Below are 16,359 nucleotides of genomic sequence, written 5' to 3'. Positions count from 1 at the left end.
TGGAGACAAAAACAATGAATGCACCTCAAAAGGGTTTGCTATTGGACCCGGCCGACATCACGCTGGACGATAAATGGACGCTGGAACGCGGCCGCGCCTTCATGACCGGCACCCAGGCGCTGATACGCCTGCCGATGATGCAGCGCGAGCGCGATCTGAAGGCCGGCCTGAACACCGCAGGCTACATCACCGGCTATCGCGGTTCGCCCGTCACCAGCGTCGACATGACGGCGATGAAGGCCAAGAAGTACCTCGACGAACATCACGTCAAATTCCATCCGGGGATGAATGAAGACCTCGCGGCCACCGCCGTCTGGGGCACCCAGCAAACCAATCTGTTCAAAGACGCCAAGTACGATGGCGTGTTCTCGATGTGGTATGGCAAAGGCCCAGGCGTGGACCGCTGCGGCGACGTCTTCAAACACGCGAATAATGCGGGGAGCGCCAGGCATGGCGGCGTGCTGGTACTGGCCGGCGACGACCACGCGGCCAAGTCGTCTTCGACCGCGCACCAGTCGGATCACATCCTCAACGCCTGCGGCATCCCGGTGCTGTATCCAGCGTCGGTGCAGGAATACATCGACTACGGCCTGCACGCATGGGCGATGAGCCGCTACACCGGCCTGTGGGTGTCGATGAAGTGCGTGACCGACATCATCGAATCCGGCGCCGTGGTGGACTTCGATCCGGACCGCGTGCAGATCGCATTGCCGACCGACTTCGACCTGCCGGAAGGCGGCCTGAATATCCGCTGGCCGGACACCGTGCTGGACATGGAAGTCCGCATGAACAGCTACAAGTGGTACGCCGCGCTGGCCTACTGCCGCGCGAATAAGCTGAACAAGATCATCTGGGATTCGCCGAAGCCGAAGATCGGCATCATCACCGCCGGCAAATCGTATCTCGATACGCGCCAGGCGCTGGCCGACCTGGGCATCGATGAGCAAGCTGCTGCCGACATCGGCATCCGCCTGTACAAGATCGGCATGACCTGGCCGCTGGAAGCGGAAGGCGTGCAGGAATTCGCCAAGGGCCTGGATGAGATCCTGGTGGTGGAAGAGAAGCGCCAGATCCTCGAATACGCGCTGAAGGAAGAACTGTACAACCTGCCGGACGGCCAACGCCCGCGCGTGGTCGGCAAGTTCGATGACACCGGCGAGTGGAGCAACCACGGCAAGACCGGCCACGGCGACTGGCTGCTGCCGGCCACCTATGAACTGAATCCGGCGCAGATCGCCCGCGCCATCGCCTCGCGCATCGCCCACTACTGCAAGGACCATCCGGTGGCCAAGCGTGTGCAGGAGCGCGTGGCGTATCTGGAAGCGAAAGAGCTGGCGCTGAAAACGCTGCCGGTGAAAGCCAATCCACAGACCGACCGCACGCCGTATTTCTGTTCCGGCTGCCCGCACAACTCGTCAACCAAGGTGCCGGAAGGTTCGCGCGCGCTGGCCGGCATCGGCTGCCATTACATGGTGCTGTGGATGGACCGCGAGACATCGACCTTCACCCACATGGGCGCGGAAGGCGTGACGTGGGTGGGACAGGCGCCGTTCACCAACGAGAAGCACGTGTTCACCAATCTCGGCGATGGCACCTACTTCCACTCGGGCATATTGGCGATACGTGCGGCCGTGGCGGCCAAGGTCAACATCACCTACAAGATCCTGTTCAACGATGCGGTCGCGATGACCGGCGGCCAGCAGTTCGACGGCCCGCTTGATCCTGGCATGATCTCGCGCCAGATCGCGGCGGAAGGTGTATCGCCGATTATCGTTGTGACCGACGAGCCGGAAAAATATCCGTCCGATTACAACTGGGCGCCAGGCGTCACCGTGCGCCATCGCAGCGATTTGATGGACGTGCAGCGCGAACTGCGCGACCAGCCAGGCGTGTCGGCAATGATTTACGACCAGACCTGTGCGTCCGAAAAACGCCGCCGCCGCAAACGCAACGAGTATCCTGATCCGGCCAAGCGCGCGGTCATCAACGAAGCGGTGTGCGAAGGCTGCGGCGACTGCTCGGTGCAGTCCAACTGTCTGTCGGTGGAGCCGCTGGAAACGGACCTGGGCCGCAAGCGCCAGATCAACCAGTCCTCGTGCAACAAGGACTTCTCGTGCACCACCGGCTTCTGCCCGAGCTTTGTGACGGTGGAAGGTGGAGCGCTGAAGAAGCCGAAGAAAGCCGCCACCGGCGAGGCGCCGCAAGCCGTGCTGCCGATGCCTGTGCTGCCATCGACCGAGACGCCGTTCGGCATCCTGATCACCGGCATCGGCGGCACCGGCGTGGTGACGGTCGGCCAGATCCTGGCCATGGCGGCACACGTCGAGAACAAGGGTGCGATTGTGCTGGACATGAGTGGCCTGGCGCAGAAGGGCGGCCCGGTGATGTCGCATGTGCGGCTGGCGGACCACCAGAGCGACCTGCACTCAACCCGCGTGGGCACCGGCAGCGCCGACCTGGTGATCGGCTGCGACCTGATCGTCACCGCTTCGCGCGATGCCTTGTCACGCATGGGCGAAGGCCGCACGCACGCGATGATCAATTCGACCGGCTCGTCCACCGCTGCTTTCGTCAAGAATCCGGACTGGCAGTTCCCCGACGCCGGCTCGCGCAGTGAAATCATCCGCGCCTGCGGCAACGACAACGTTGATTTTGTCGATGCCGGCCAGATCGCCACCGCCTTGATGGGCGACTCGATCGCCACCAATATGTTCATGCTGGGCTACGCCTTCCAGAAAGGCCAGGTCCCGCTGAGCGAGGCCGCGCTGATCAAGGCGATTGAACTGAACGGCGTATCGGTAGGCTTCAACAAGGCCGCTTTCCACTGGGGCCGCACCGCCGCGCACGACCTGGCGTCGGTGACCAAGCTGACCACGCCGGCCAAGGTGATCGAGTTCAAACGCACTCAGACGCTGGACGACATCATCGCCAGGCGCGTCGAGCTGCTGACCGCCTACCAGAATAGCGATTATGCCAAACAGTATAAATCGTTTGTCGACCAGGTCCGCGCGGAAGAAGCCAAGCTGGGCAAGGGCAGCCGCCTGGCTGAAGCTGTGGCGCGCTACTACTACAAGCTGATGGCCTACAAGGACGAATACGAAGTCGCGCGCCTGTACACCGACGGCGCCTTCCAGCAGAAAGTGGCCGGCATGTTCGACGGCGACATCAAGCTGAAATTCCACCTGGCGCCACCGATCTTCGCCAAGACCGACGCCCAGGGGCACCTGGTCAAAAAGGAATTCGGACCATGGATGATGAAAGCCTTCGGCGTGCTGGCCAAATTCAAAGGCCTGCGCGGCACGGCGCTGGATCCGTTCGGCCACACGGCGGAACGCAAGATGGAACGTGCGCTGATCGCCGAGTACCGCGACACCGTCTCCGCCTTGCTGCCCAAGCTGACGGCAGATAACCTGGCGCAAGCCGTCGCTATCGCCAGCATCCCCGAAGACATCCGCGGCTACGGCCACGTCAAGGAACGCCACCTGCTGGCAGCCAAGCAGAAAGAAGCCAAATTGCTGGCCGACTTTGGCAAGCCAGTGCCGGTCCAAGCGCCTCAACCAGCAGTCACGCACGCTGCCTGATTTTTGGGCATAGTTGACTGAGCCGGGGGTAATTCCCCGGCTTTTTGTTTTGCACTGAAATAGTGCATTTCTGAATAAGCTAGGAAGAAAACATTCGTTCAGTTATATCCTCGCAATTGATAAGGTGGCACCTTTTCTTCGCGGGAATATTTCAATGCAAACAAAATTTAAGTTGAACCCGCTGGCGGCAGGCGCAATCGCGCTGTCGTGCGGCGTTGTCAGCCCTGACGTGGCGCTGGCCCAGGAGACTGCGGCGGCAACCACGCCGCCAGCTGTAGTCATTACCGGTTCGCGCATTCCACGCGCCGGCACCGAAGGCCCGTCGGCCGTCACCGTGATTACCGGCGACGATATCGAGAAGCAGGGCTACCGCAATGTCTTCGACGCGCTGACCAACCAGACCCAGAACAGCGGTTTCGTGCAGGGCGCCGACTTCGGCAATACCTTTACCCCATCGGCCAACGCCATCAGCCTGCGCGGCCTGGGACCAAATCACACGCTGGTGCTGCTGAATGGCCGCCGCATGGCGGACTTCCCGGTCGCCTATGAAGGCACGGTCAACTTCACCAACCTGGCGAATATTCCATCAAGCGTCGTGGACCGCGTGGAGATCCTGAGCGGTGGCGCGTCGGCCGTCTACGGCTCGGACGCGGTGGCGGGCGTGGTCAACATCATCCTGAAGCGCCAGTACGACGGTTACGATATCAATGTGAAGGCCGGCGGCACCTCGCGCGGCGGCGCCAACGACAAGCGCCTGCAGTTCACCGGCGGGAAGAGCTTCGACAAGTTGAATACACTGTTCAGCATTGAGCTGCTGGAACGCGATCCGCTGTGGAGCGCCGACCGCGACTTCATGGCCACCCGCACCGGCGTGGCGCCGACCTCGGTCCTGGCGCGCCGCAATGTCAGCACCGGCCAATACGTCGACCTGGGCAACACCTGCGCCAACAACGCCGATATGTTCGGCGGCACCACCGTCAAGTACACCGCACGTACCGGCAGCTATTGCGCCAGCCCGACGGTCGGCCCGACCTACTGGACCACGGTGACCAAGAACAGCAGCCAGAACGTCTTCGGCAGCGCCAACTATGAGCTGTCGCCAACCACCACGCTGTACGCGGAAGCGCTGTTCGGCCAGAACCGCAGCACCAATAACACGCGTGGCCCGTCGTGGACGTCGCGCTCGCTGACCGACTCCTATTTCTGGAACCAGAACACCAGCGCCTATGAGGCCTGGAGCCGTTACATCTCGCCGGAAGAAATGGGCGGCGTGGAGCGCTACAACCGCTACTGGGATGACCAGGCCAGCTCGCTGTCGCTCGGCGCGCGCGGCGTCATTCCGGGCACCAGCTGGAACTATGAAGCCGGCTACACCGCCTCGCTGTACAAGAGCCAGGACCACCGTCCACGCGCGCTGGCGAATATCGACAGCTTCTTCCTCGGCCCGCAGCTGGGCGTCGACAAGAATGGCGTAGCGATCTACGCGCCCGATCCGGCGCGCCTGACGCAGCGTCTGACGCCAGCGGAATTCAACAGCATCACCGACAACTCGATCAGCGACGACAAGTCGTGGACCAACACCCTGAGCCTGACCGCCAACGGCGAAGCCTTCACGCTGCCGGCCGGCCCGGTCAAGGTGGCGCTGGTGGGTGAAGTCGGCAAGCAGGGCTTCTCGAATACGCCGGATGGCCGTATCAACCAGGGCTACTTCAACGCCGCCACCGGCGCCGACGTCACCGCCGGCACCCGCAAGCGCTACGCGGTTGGCGTTGAAACCAATATCCCGGTGATCGCCTCGATCAACGCCACGCTGGCCGGCCGCTATGACCGCTACAGCTTTGCCGGCCGCAACGACGGCAAGTTCACCTACAACGGCGGCCTCGAATGGCGTCCGCTGCAGCAGTTGCTGGTGCGCGGCACCTATGCCACCAGCTTCCGTGCACCGGACATGAACTACATCTATAAGGCGCGCGGCACCGGTTACTATTCGTCGACCACCGACTACTACCGCTGCGCCAAGGCCGGCCAGCCGGTCGCTGACTGCGATTACGCCAACTACTCGCCGGGCGCCGACTATGTGCAGACCGGCAGCAAGGACCTGCGTTCGGAGCGCGGCCGTTCGACCGGCCTGGGCATCGTATGGTCGCCGAGCGCCGATTTCGATGTGTCGCTGGACTACTGGAACATCAAGATCAGCGACCTGGTCACCAACCTGAGCGCCGACCAGTTGCTGCGTGACGAAGCCGATTGCCGCGTCCGTGGTGACCTGACCTCGCCTACCTGCGCCGACACCATCGCCCGCGTGGTGCGCTTCCCGGACAATGCGCTGAACCGTCCGGGTGAGATCCGCCAGATCCTGGTCAATCCGATCAATGCCGCATCGACCAGTGTGGATGGGATCGATATCGCTGCCAAGTATGTGTTCCGTACCGGGAACTTCGGCAACATCATCACCAAGGGCAACTACTCCAAGACGCTGAACAAGCATTCGCGCCAGTTTGACGGTGATCCGCTGAACGACGACCTGCACGACCTGACCAACGCCGACTGGCGCGACAAGCTGAACGCCAGCGTCACCTGGAACATCGGCAAATGGTCGAATACCCTGTTCCTGCAGCGTTACAGCAAAATCCCGAACGGTGCCGGCGACGGCTACCTGACCCCGACCACGCTGGTCAACGGCAGCGTGGTGTACCGCCTGAACGAAAGCGCCACCTTGTCGGTGGCGGTGAACAACCTGTTCAACAAGGTCAAGACCGATACCAGCGGCGGCTGGCCGTACTATCCGGTTGGCAGTTACAGCCCGGTAGGCCGTCAGGCCTGGGTCGAGCTGAACTACCACTTCGGTTCTTAAGCAGCCTTGCGCTGGCTGGCGTGGCCGAGGTACTCGGTCACCCAGTACAGCAGCGCGGCGCCGTTGAAGGCCATGCCGGTCAGCAGCGCGCCATGCCAGCCGTGGGTGGCATACATCCAGCCGCCCAGCGCCGAACCCAGCGCGCCACCGGCGAAGAACAGCGCGAAGTACACACCATTCAGGCGGCTGCGCACTTCCGCGCCAAGCGAGAAGATGGCGCGCTGGCCCAGCACCAGATTCGCCGCCACCCCCATATCCAGCACGATCGACGCGATCACCAGCACCGCCAGCGCCACATCGCGCGAACCTGGCACCAGCAGCGGCAAGGCAAACCCGATCACACCCAGCGCCAGTGCAGCGGCGGTGGCCATCAGCGTGTGGCCTTTGTCGGCCAGCTTGCCGGCGATCGGCGACGCCATCGCACCGGCCATGCCGACCAGCGCAAAGATGGCGATGCCGGTCTGCGACAGGTGGAACTCGGGGCCGGACAGCATCATCGGGGTCACGGTCCAGAACAGGCTGAACGAACCAAACAGGCCGGCGTGATAAGCGGCGCGGCGGCGCAGCACCGGCGTTTGCAGGAACAACTGCCACAGCGAGCCCATCAGCTTTGGATAGCTGATGTGGTGATTCGGTGCGCGCAGCGGCAGCTTGGCACGCAGCACGAAGGCGACGATCAGCACCAGCACGGCGGCGCCGGCAAATACCACGTGCCAGTTGGTGGCGTCTGCCACCAGGCTGGCGGCGGGACGCGATAGCATGATGCCCAGCAGCAGGCCGCTAACCACTTTGCCGACGGTGGCGCCGCGCGTGGCTTCCTGCGACAGGTGGGCGGCAAACGGCACGATGATTTGCGCCGCCACCGAACCGAGGCCGATGCCCAGCGCGGCGGTCAGGAACATCCAGGCGCTGCTGCTGACGGCGGCCAGCACCAGCATCGCCGAGGTGAACAGCAGGCCGGTGAAGATCAGGCGGCGGTTTTCCAGCAGGTCGCCCAGCGGCACGATGAACAGCAGGCCGATGGTGTAGCCGATCTGCGTCAGCGTGACGACCAGGCCGGCCGCTTCCGGCGACAGACCGGTGGAGGCGCTGATCGGGCCGACCAGGGTTTGTGCGTAGTACAGGCTGGCGACGATCAGGCCGGTGGCGGTGGCCAGCAGCGTGACCATGCCGGGGCTTATGTCTTTGTTGCTCATGATGGTGCTCCAGTAAGAAGTTGATGAGCAGATTTTAGGCAAAAGCCGGGCAAAGATAATTAGGGCATAATGCACCTATACTTTTCACATTATGTGAACAATCATGGACAGACTCAAAGCCATGCAGACGTTTGTGCGCATCGTCGAGGCCAATAGCTTTACCAAGGCCGCCGAGACGCTGGACCTGCCGCGCGCCGCGCTGACGGCCACCATCAAGAAGCTGGAAGCCTTCCTCGGCACGCAGCTGCTGCAGCGGACTACGCGCCGGCTGTCGCTGACGCCGGACGGCGCCGACTACTACCGCAAGTGCCAGCAGATCCTGCAGGCGGTCGAGGATGCCGAGAGCATCTACCGCAGCCAGGGCGCTGGCCAGCCGCGCGGCAAGCTGCGGGTGGAACTGCCCGGCACTTTCGGCCGCAATGTGGTGCTGCCGCATATCGGCGACTTCTGCCGCGCTTATCCGGATATCGACCTGGTGGTCAGCCTCAGCGACCGCGTGCGCGACCTGACCGAGGAGGGCGCCGATTGCGCGCTACGCGTGGGCGCCTTGCAGGATTCGGCGATGATCGGGCGGCCGCTGGGCAGCATGCGCTTCGTCACCTGCGCGGCGCCGGCCTACCTGCAACAGCATGGCGTGCCGCAGGCGTGGACCGAGCTGCGCGAACACCGTTGCGTGGCGCACTTCTCCGGCCGCACCGGCCGCCCGTTCGACTGGGACTTCATCGTGGACGGCAGCGTGGTGACCACCGAGGTGCGCAGCGCCATCGCCGTCAACGACGCCGAGGCCAGCGCCAGCTGCGCCTTGCAGGGACTGGGGCTGGCGCAGCTGGCGCGCTATCAGGTGCGGCCGCATCTGGCCAGCGGCGCGCTGGTCGAAGTGCTGGCGTCGACGCCGCCGACGCCGATGCCGCTGTCGCTGCTGTATCCGCAGGGGCGCATGTCGTCGCCGCGCCTGCGCGTGTTTGCCGACTGGCTGGCGCAACTGCTGCGGCGGGATGCTGATCTGCAAGCTAAATTGTAAGACAGCTTGCCGGTTTGGCATCCAGGGGCAAAGCGCGGATATAATTCCTTAATGAAATATACGCCCCATCTGATTGCCGTCACCCTTCTTAGTTTGCTCGCTGCCTGTGGCGGTGGCGGGAGTGGCAGTACGGCTACGCCGCCCACGGTGCCTGAGACGCCAACTACACCAACGACTCCAACGACTCCCACTACGCCAGAAACGCCGACTACACCGACTACACCGACTACACCGACTACACCGACTACACCGACTACACCGACTACACCGACTACGCCAACGACGCCGACCTTGCCGGATTTCCTGACCCTGGCCAACCACTGCGCCAATCCGCGTCAAGGCACGCAGCCCAATGGCTTGCCGTACTATGATGGGCAGGGTACGCTGACCGAGGAGATGCGCTGGCTGCGTTCCTTTATCGACGAGGGTTATCTCTGGTACAAGGAAGTGCCGGCCAATCTGAACATGGCCGATTACAAGACCGTCCTCGATTATTTCGCGGTGCTCAAGACGCCGCTGATCACTGCGTCCGGCCAGCCCAAGGACCGCTTCCACTTCACCTACCCAAGCGAGGTGTGGGAGGCGATGAGCGGCGCCGGCGTCACGCTGGGTTATGGCATCACCTGGTCGCGCAGTACCGGCGCCACGCCGCGTGTGTACGTGGTGACAATGGTGGAGCCGGATTCGCCGGCCAGCAAGGCCGGTGTGCTGCGTGGCGACACGCTGGTGTCGGTCGACGGCGCTGATGCCACTACCAGCACGGCGTTGGCTGCGCTGTCGCCGACCGCCGCCGGTCAAACGCATGCCTTTGCGCTGAAACGCGGAGAAAGCACGCAGACGTTCTCGCTGACGTCGCAGAAGGTGACGGAAGCGGCGGTACAGAACACCCGCGTTATCAGTACCTCGACCGGCGCCGTGGGCTACCTGCAGTTCAACGATCACAATGCGATTGCCGAGCGTCAGCTGCTGGATGCCTTCACCACGCTGAAAGCGGCGAATGTGTCCGACCTGGTGCTGGACATGCGCTACAACGGCGGCGGTTATCTGCTGGTGGCTTCCGAATTGGCCTATATGATCGCCGGCCCGGCCGCCACGGATGGCAAAGTGTTCGAGCGGCTGCAGCTGAATGACAAGCGCCCACCGCAGGCGCCGCAAATGTTCCGGACCGTCTCCTACGGCCTGGCGCCGACGTCGCTGAAAGCAGGCGTCACGCTGCCTTACCTGGGGCTGAAGCGGGTGACGGTGCTGACCACTGCGGGTACCTGCTCGGCCAGCGAGTCGGTGATCAATAGCTTGCGTGGCATTGATGTTGAGGTGAACCTGATTGGCGGTGAAACCTGCGGCAAGCCGTATGCCTTTGTCCCGCAAGAGAATTGCGGCACCACATACTTCGCCATCCAGATGCAGGGCGCGAACAACAAAGGTTTTGGCGATTATGCCGATGGCTTCCAGGCCACCTGCAAGGCGGATGATGATCTCGACCATGCGCTGGGTGACAGCAGCGAACGTCTGCTGGCGACCGCACTGAGCTACCGCGCCAACGGCGTCTGCCCGGCAACGCCGCTGCGCGCGCGTAGTTCGAGCAGCACCGGTCCGTTGCAGCTGCTGCGACCGGTGGGCAAGGAAATCGCCTTGCGTCCGCGCTGATGTGAAAACCTGACTATACTAATCGATCAACCTTTGCTGGAAGCCTGCCCATGATACGTTCCGCCTTACTGCTTGCCTTTGCCGCCACCTCCACGCTGGGCCACGCCGCGCCCGTTGGCGCACCGCTGACCACCGTTTCGGAACGCTCCGGCTTCCAGGCCACCGGCCGTTACGATGAAGTGGTGGCGCTGTGCGCGCAGTTCCAGAAAGCCTATCCGAAGCAGGTGCGCTGCGTTGAATTCGGCCGCACGTCGGAAGGCCGGCCGATGCTGGCGCTGGCCGTCAGCCGCAGCGGTGCGCTGACGGCGGAGCAGGCGAAGAAGAAGGGCGTGCCGGTGCTGCTGATCCAGGGCGGCATCCACGCCGGTGAAATCGACGGCAAGGACGCCGGTTTCCTGGCGCTGCGCGAAGCGCTGGAAGGCAAGACCGCGCCGGGCGCGCTGGACAAGCAGGTGCTGCTGTTCGTCCCGGTGTTCAACGTCGACGGCCATGAACGCTTCGGCAAGAACAACCGCCCGAACCAGCGCGGCCCGGTGGAAATGGGCTGGCGCACCACGGCGCAGAACTACAATCTGAACCGCGATTACGTGAAGGCCGATGCGCCGGAGATGCAGGCCATGCTGGCACTGGTCAACGCCTGGGACCCGCTGGCCTATGTCGACCTGCACGTCACCGACGGCGCCAAGTTCCAGCCGGACGTGTCGATCCAGGTGGAGCCGGTGCACGGCGGCGACGAAGCGCTGAAAGTGGCCGGCGCCGCGCTGCAAGCCAATGTGATGGCGGACCTGAAGGCCAAGGGCTCGGACCCGAAGCCGTACTACATCTCGTTTGCCAAGGAAGACGATCCGATGTCCGGCTTTGTCGACACCATGTCGACGCCGCGCTTCTCGACTGGCTACTTCCTGCTGCGTAACCGCTTCGCCATGCTGGTCGAAACGCATTCGTGGAAGGACTACCCGACCCGCGTGCGCATCACCTACAACACCATCGTCTCGCTGATGTCGCAGGTGGCGCAGCATGGCAAGGAATGGCAGAAACTGACCAGGGAGGCCGATGCGCGCGCGCTGGCGCTGGCCGGCAGCGATGTGCCGCTCAGCTACCGCACCACCTTCAATACCAAGACCATCCAGTTCCCTGGCTATCAATATGTGCGCGAGCATTCGGAGATTTCCGGCGGCCTGTGGACCCGCTACGACGAAAACAAGCCGCAGGTGTGGACTGTGCCGCTGCGCGACGAGATCGTGCCGGACCTGCGTGTGGCAGCGCCGCTGGGCGGCTACATCGTGCCGCTGGCGCACGCCGCCTGGGTGGGCGCCAAGCTGAAACAGCATGGCGTCGAATTCAAGGTGCTGAAGGATGACCAGATGTCGGCTGAAGTGGAAACCTTCCGTGCCACCAAGGCCACGCTGGGCACGCAGTCCTTCGAAGGCCATCAGACGCTGGCGGTGGACGGCGACTGGAGCCGCGAACGCCGCGCGTTAAGCAAGGGCGCGCTGTTTGTGCCGATCGCACAGCCGAAGGCGCGCCTGGTGATGACGTTGCTGGAACCACGTGGCGCCGACGGCCTGCTGGCCTGGGGCGAGTTCAATAACGCCTTCGAGCGCAAGGAGTATATGGAGGACTATGTGGCGGAAGAGGTGGCGCGCGATCAGCTGGCCGCCGATCCGGCACTGCGCGCCGAGTTCCAGAAGAAGCTGGACACCGACGCGGAGTTCAACAAGAGCCCGGCCAAGCGGCTGGAGTTCTTCGCCAAACGGCACGCATCGTGGGATGAGCGCTACAAGCTGTATCCGGTGATGCGTACCGCGCAGAAGTATTAAATGGCGTTGGCGGAGGTGGCGCCGGGTTTCTGCGCCATCTTCTGCTCCATCTCTTCGCGTATCATCTGGGTGATCTTGGCGGTGATAGCGGCCTGCTGCTCCGGCGTCATGGCATCGAAATCCGCCTGGCTGATGCCCAGCTTGTTCAGCATGGCCTTGGTCATGCGTTCGGCCGGCGTCATTTTCAGGTATTTCTCCAGCTCCGCCGCGCCTTCCGACTGCTTGGTTTCAGCGTGCTTGAGCAGCGCGCCGAAATCCGCTGTGCCGTCGCCATTCTTCTTCGGTGCAAAATTCGCCAGCAATGAATCGCTCAGCGCTTTCGATTCGATCTTCATGTGTTCTCCTTACCCTGGGTGATTGGTCCCGCTTCCTAGCCGAGGGCAAAGGAAGAAGGTGTCAACGCTGACGTGCAGTGTGCCATACCTGAAGAATTTCTATACGATCAGATTTTACGCGATAGGTGATGAGATAGTGGCGATGCACTATCAATTCGCGGATGCCAGGCAAGAGTTCACGGCCGAGACTTGGCGCTATCTGTAGCGCTCCCGTCTTCGCCGAATTACTTGCGCGAGTTTATGCGCTGCTTGTGGTTTGTCTGTCGAGATGAATTGAACAATGTCGTCCAGATTAGCGAGGGCGCGCTTGGTCCAGCGGAGCTGGCGGTCAGGCGCCATGACGAGTGAACAGGGCTGTCACTTCGTCCTCTGTGGCAAACTCATCGCGGTCTGCTGCGGCAATGGCATGTTGCAGATCCGCGAGTTGTGCGGCGCGCCAGCTCACATAGTGTTGCAATGCTTCCTGTGCAATTTCAGGTGGCGGCTGGCCCGATAGCGCCGCGATTTGATCTACCGCTCTTTTCAGCTCGGGTGTCACTGGAACTTCGATCAGCAAGCTATCAGTCATCGCTGCACTCCCTTGAATGTGTTCAGTCTTCGCGCTGCAGGGAGATGATACCCGCAACCGGGGCGGGGGTCGAACATGGCTCTTCGTCGAAGGCGATGTCGCCCAGCGGGTTGGCGATGCCGTCAGCCTTGATGTCCTTGAAGCCGAACAGGTCGCGGTCCATCAGGTGCGATGGCACCACCGTCGACAGCGACGAGAAGATGTTCTCCACGCGGCCTGGGTGCTTTTTCTCCCATTCGCGCAGCATGTTCTTGATCTGCTTGCGCTGCAGGTTTTCCTGCGAGCCGCACAGGTCGCACGGGATGATCGGGAAGTTCTTCACTTCGGCGTAGCGCTCGGTGTCTGCTTCCTTCACATAGGCCAGCGGGCGGATCACCATGTGCTTGCCGTCGTCGGAAACCAGCTTGGCTGGCATGCCTTTGATTTTCCCGCCGAAGAACATATTCAGGAAGAAGGTTTCCAGGATGTCGTCGCGGTGGTGGCCCAGCGCGATCTTGTTGCAGCCCAGTTCATCGGCCACGCGGTACAGGATGCCCCGGCGCAGGCGCGAGCACAGCGAGCAGGTGGTTTTACCCTCCGGGATCAGGCGCTTGACGATGCTGTAGGTATCCTGGTTTTCGATGTGGTAGGGGATGTCCAGCTTGTCCAGGTAGGCTGGCAGGATGTCGGCCGGGAAGTTCGGCTGCTTCTGGTCCAGGTTCACCGCGACGATGTCGAAGTGGATCGGCGCGCGTTCGCGCAGCGTCATCAGGATGTCCAGCAGCGCGTACGAGTCCTTGCCGCCGGACAGGCAGACCATGACCTTGTCGCCGTCTTCTATCATGTTGAAGTCGCCGATAGCCTGGCCGACCAGGCGGCACAAACGCTTGTGCAGCTTGTTGTTTTCGTGGGCGATCTTGTCGGCCGCCTTGGCGCCTAGATTGTCGATGACTGCGTTCATGCTTGTTCCTTGATCTTGAATACTTCGACGCCGACGCCTTCGCAATCCGGATAGACGTCAGGCTTCATGGTGGAGACGCGCGCCGCGCGCACGCTCGGGTGGGCCAGCATTTCGCGGACGATGTCGTCGCACAGGGTTTCCTGCAGCTGCACGTGGCCGCGCGCCATGCGCTGGGCAATGGTGTTGCGCATGAAGTCGTAATCCACCACTTCTTCCAGCTGGTCGTGCTGCGGCGACGATACCGACAGCGGGATGTACAGGTCGACGTTGATCAGCAGACGCTGCTCGCCTTTTTTCTCGAACTCGTAGACGCCGATGTTAATCATGACTTCGTAATTGCGCAGGAACAGGCGGCGGCAGTCGTTCAGTTGCGGGTGGATCAGGGCGGACAGCATGGATTACCTTCTAGAGATTAAATTATTTGGCTAAAAACATCACATCGCGCGGCAGCGGCAGCAAGTGCTGGCCGCCATCGACCAGCAGCGTGGTGCCGGTCAAGGCGCGCGCCGAGGCGGCGTAGGCGACGGCGTCGGCAATGTCTTCAGGTGTGCTGGAACGGCCCAGCGGCGTTTGCTGGTGCGCGTTGGCGAAACCGGCGTCGGTCTGGTCGCCGGACGCCATGGTGATGCCGGGCGCGACGCCGACCACGCGCAGTTTCGGCGCCAGTTGCTGCGCCAGCATGGTGGTGGCGGTGTGCAGCGCTGCCTTGGACAGGGTGTACGACAAAAAATCAGGATTGAGATTGTACAGCTTCTGGTCCAGCAGATTGATGACGGCGGCCTGCTGGCCGTCCGGCGTGGCGGCGTGCAGCGCCTGTGCCAGCAGGATCGGCGCGGTGACGTTGGCGCGCATGTGCGCATCCAGCAGCGCCGGGCTGAAGTCGGTGGCGCTGTCGTAGTCGAACAGCGAAGCGTTGTTGACCACGCAATGTACGGCGCCCAGCGCCGCCACCGCGCGCGGCAGCAGCTCGCGCACCGCGGCTTCGTCGGCCAGGTCGCATTGCAGCGCGACCGCGCGGCGGCCCAGCGCGATGATGTCATTGGCCACGTCGCCCGCTTCGGCGGCGGAGGCGCGGTAGTGCACCACCACGTCCCAGCCGGCGCGCGCCAGGCCGAGCGCGATGGCGCGGCCGATGCGGCGTCCGGCGCCGGTAACGAGGGCCACGCGAGCGGCCGGATTGTCCTGTGCTGTCATCATGTTTGAACTGGATATAATGCCGGGATGTCCTTACCCGTACCTTCTAGCGACGCGCTGGCCGCGTCCCACGCCTTGCAGCACCTGATTGCCGCCGACATCGCAAGCAACGCCGGCGCCATTTCCTTTGCCCGCTACATGGAACTGGCGCTGTATGCGCCCGGACTGGGCTACTACAGCGGCGGCTCCGCCAAGCTGGGAAAAGATGGTGATTTTACAACCGCCCCCGAGCTGTCGCCGCTGTTCGGCGCGGCGCTGGCGCAGGTTGCAGCCGCTATTATCGCCCAAAGCGCGTCGAACATCCTCGAATTCGGCGCCGGCACCGGCAAGCTGGCCTTCGACATCCTGACCGAGCTGGCCAGCGCCGGCGTACAGGTGGACAAGTATTACATCGTCGAGCTGTCCGGCGAGCTGCGCGGCCGCCAGCAGGAAAAGCTGCGCGATTTCCCGCAGGTCGCGTGGCTGGACGCGCTGCCGGCGTCGTTTGACGGCGTCATCTTGGGCAACGAGGTGCTGGATGCGATGCCGGTGCAGCTGGTGATCAAGAATCCGCAGGGCTGGCAGGAGTTGCAGGTGACAGTCAGGGACGGCAGCTTCCAGTACGTGGAAGTGCCGGCCAGCGAAGAACTGCTGGCGCAGATCGCGCGCCAGATCCCCGACCACGCGCTGCTGCCGGACGGTTATGTCACCGAGCTGCACGGCATCGCCTGCGGTTTCATGGCGACGCTGGCGCGCATGCTGGGGCAGGGCAAGGCCAATGCCGCCTTGCTGTTCGACTACGGTTTTCCGGCGCACGAGTTTTATTTCGACCAGCGCGTGACCGGCACGCTGATGTGCCACTATCGCCACCATGCGCATCCGGACCCATTTTATTATCCGGGCCTGCAGGACATCACCGCCCACGTCGACTTCACTGCCATGGCGCTGGCGGCGCAGGATGCCGGCATCGAGGTGCTGGGCTACCTGAACCAGTCCGGCTTCCTGATCGGCGCAGGCATTGGCGACCTGCTGCTGCGCACCAATCCGGAAGACGCGGCCACCTACCTGCCGCAGGCGCGCGCCATGCAAAAGCTGGTGTCGCCGGCCGAAATGGGCGAGCTGTTCAAGGTGCTGGTGGTGGGCAAGGGCGTCGAGTTGCCGGAAGCCATCATCATGCAGGACCGGACCCATCGATTGTAGACAGAAAAGCACAGTAGGCAGAAA

General features: G+C 63.0%; 12 protein-coding genes and 1 pseudogene. 6 read left to right on the top strand and 7 right to left on the bottom strand.

The window, feature by feature from the left end; genetic code table 11:
- Positions 1–14: 14 nt before the first annotated feature.
- Together BLS51_RS13085 and BLS51_RS13080 are read left to right on the top strand one after the other, a co-directional pair.
- Entirely contained in the window at positions 15–3,581 is a 3,567-nt protein-coding gene (locus tag BLS51_RS13085) for an indolepyruvate ferredoxin oxidoreductase family protein (protein WP_090189230.1), read from the top strand.
- Positions 3,582–3,735: 154 nt separating this feature from the next.
- Complete coding sequence (locus tag BLS51_RS13080; RefSeq protein WP_090189232.1) at positions 3,736–6,435, top strand: TonB-dependent receptor plug domain-containing protein; 2,700 nt, start codon at positions 3,736–3,738, stop codon at positions 6,433–6,435.
- Here the strand turns inward: BLS51_RS13080 and BLS51_RS13075 are convergent.
- The gene (locus tag BLS51_RS13075; RefSeq protein WP_090189234.1) at positions 6,432–7,631 is read right to left on the bottom strand and encodes an MFS transporter; all 1,200 of its coding nucleotides are present in this window, start codon (positions 7,629–7,631) and stop codon (positions 6,432–6,434) included. The two genes, BLS51_RS13080 and BLS51_RS13075, sit on opposite strands and share 4 nt — an antisense overlap.
- 103 nt (positions 7,632–7,734) lie before the next feature.
- Here BLS51_RS13075 and BLS51_RS13070 point away from each other — a divergent pair, with 103 nt between their 5' ends.
- From BLS51_RS13070 to BLS51_RS13055, 3 genes are all read left to right on the top strand, one after another.
- Positions 7,735–8,652: a LysR family transcriptional regulator gene (locus tag BLS51_RS13070; RefSeq protein WP_090189236.1), complete on the top strand. Its 918-nt coding sequence runs from the start codon at positions 7,735–7,737 to the stop codon at positions 8,650–8,652.
- 291 nt (positions 8,653–8,943) lie between these two features.
- Positions 8,944–10,299, top strand: a complete 1,356-nt coding sequence (locus BLS51_RS13060; RefSeq protein ID WP_090189241.1) for a S41 family peptidase — start codon at positions 8,944–8,946, stop codon at positions 10,297–10,299.
- A gap of 50 nt (positions 10,300–10,349) precedes the next feature.
- The gene (locus BLS51_RS13055; RefSeq protein ID WP_090189243.1) at positions 10,350–12,119 is read left to right on the top strand and encodes a M14 family metallopeptidase; all 1,770 of its coding nucleotides are present in this window, start codon (positions 10,350–10,352) and stop codon (positions 12,117–12,119) included.
- Here BLS51_RS13055 and BLS51_RS13050 read toward each other — a convergent pair.
- The 6 genes and pseudogenes from BLS51_RS13050 to BLS51_RS13025 all read right to left on the bottom strand — a co-directional run bounded on the left by BLS51_RS13050 (position 12,116) and on the right by BLS51_RS13025 (position 15,159).
- Complete coding sequence (locus BLS51_RS13050) at positions 12,116–12,454, bottom strand: hypothetical protein (protein ID WP_090189245.1); 339 nt, start codon at positions 12,452–12,454, stop codon at positions 12,116–12,118. The two genes, BLS51_RS13055 and BLS51_RS13050, sit on opposite strands and share 4 nt — an antisense overlap.
- Before the next feature lie 61 nt (positions 12,455–12,515).
- A pseudogene (locus BLS51_RS30625) lies at positions 12,516–12,659 on the bottom strand (type II toxin-antitoxin system RelE/ParE family toxin); the annotation flags it as partial.
- A gap of 123 nt (positions 12,660–12,782) precedes the next feature.
- Positions 12,783–13,022, bottom strand: a complete 240-nt coding sequence (locus BLS51_RS13040; RefSeq protein ID WP_090189250.1) for a CopG family ribbon-helix-helix protein — start codon at positions 13,020–13,022, stop codon at positions 12,783–12,785.
- Between the two features lie 22 nt (positions 13,023–13,044).
- Positions 13,045–13,962, bottom strand: a complete 918-nt coding sequence (gene ttcA / locus BLS51_RS13035) for a tRNA 2-thiocytidine(32) synthetase TtcA (protein ID WP_090189252.1) — start codon at positions 13,960–13,962, stop codon at positions 13,045–13,047.
- Positions 13,959–14,357, bottom strand: a complete 399-nt coding sequence (locus BLS51_RS13030) for a dihydroneopterin aldolase (RefSeq protein WP_090189254.1) — start codon at positions 14,355–14,357, stop codon at positions 13,959–13,961. Before BLS51_RS13030 ends, ttcA begins: the two co-directional genes overlap by 4 nt.
- Before the next feature lie 22 nt (positions 14,358–14,379).
- Positions 14,380–15,159 carry an SDR family oxidoreductase gene (locus BLS51_RS13025; RefSeq protein ID WP_090189257.1) on the bottom strand — a complete coding sequence of 260 codons (780 nt, stop codon included), beginning with the start codon at positions 15,157–15,159 and terminating at the stop codon, positions 14,380–14,382.
- Between the two features lie 24 nt (positions 15,160–15,183).
- On the opposite strand from BLS51_RS13025, the gene BLS51_RS13020 reads away from it, so the two are divergent.
- Positions 15,184–16,335, top strand: coding sequence for a class I SAM-dependent methyltransferase (locus BLS51_RS13020; RefSeq protein ID WP_090189259.1), 1,152 nt, complete (start codon positions 15,184–15,186; stop codon positions 16,333–16,335).
- The last annotated feature ends 24 nt before the right edge of the window (positions 16,336–16,359 follow it).

The organism is Duganella sp. OV510 (genome assembly GCF_900100205.1).
Classification (GTDB): Bacteria; Pseudomonadota; Gammaproteobacteria; order Burkholderiales; family Burkholderiaceae_D; genus Rugamonas.
This window is presented reverse-complemented; position numbering and strand designations above follow the sequence as displayed.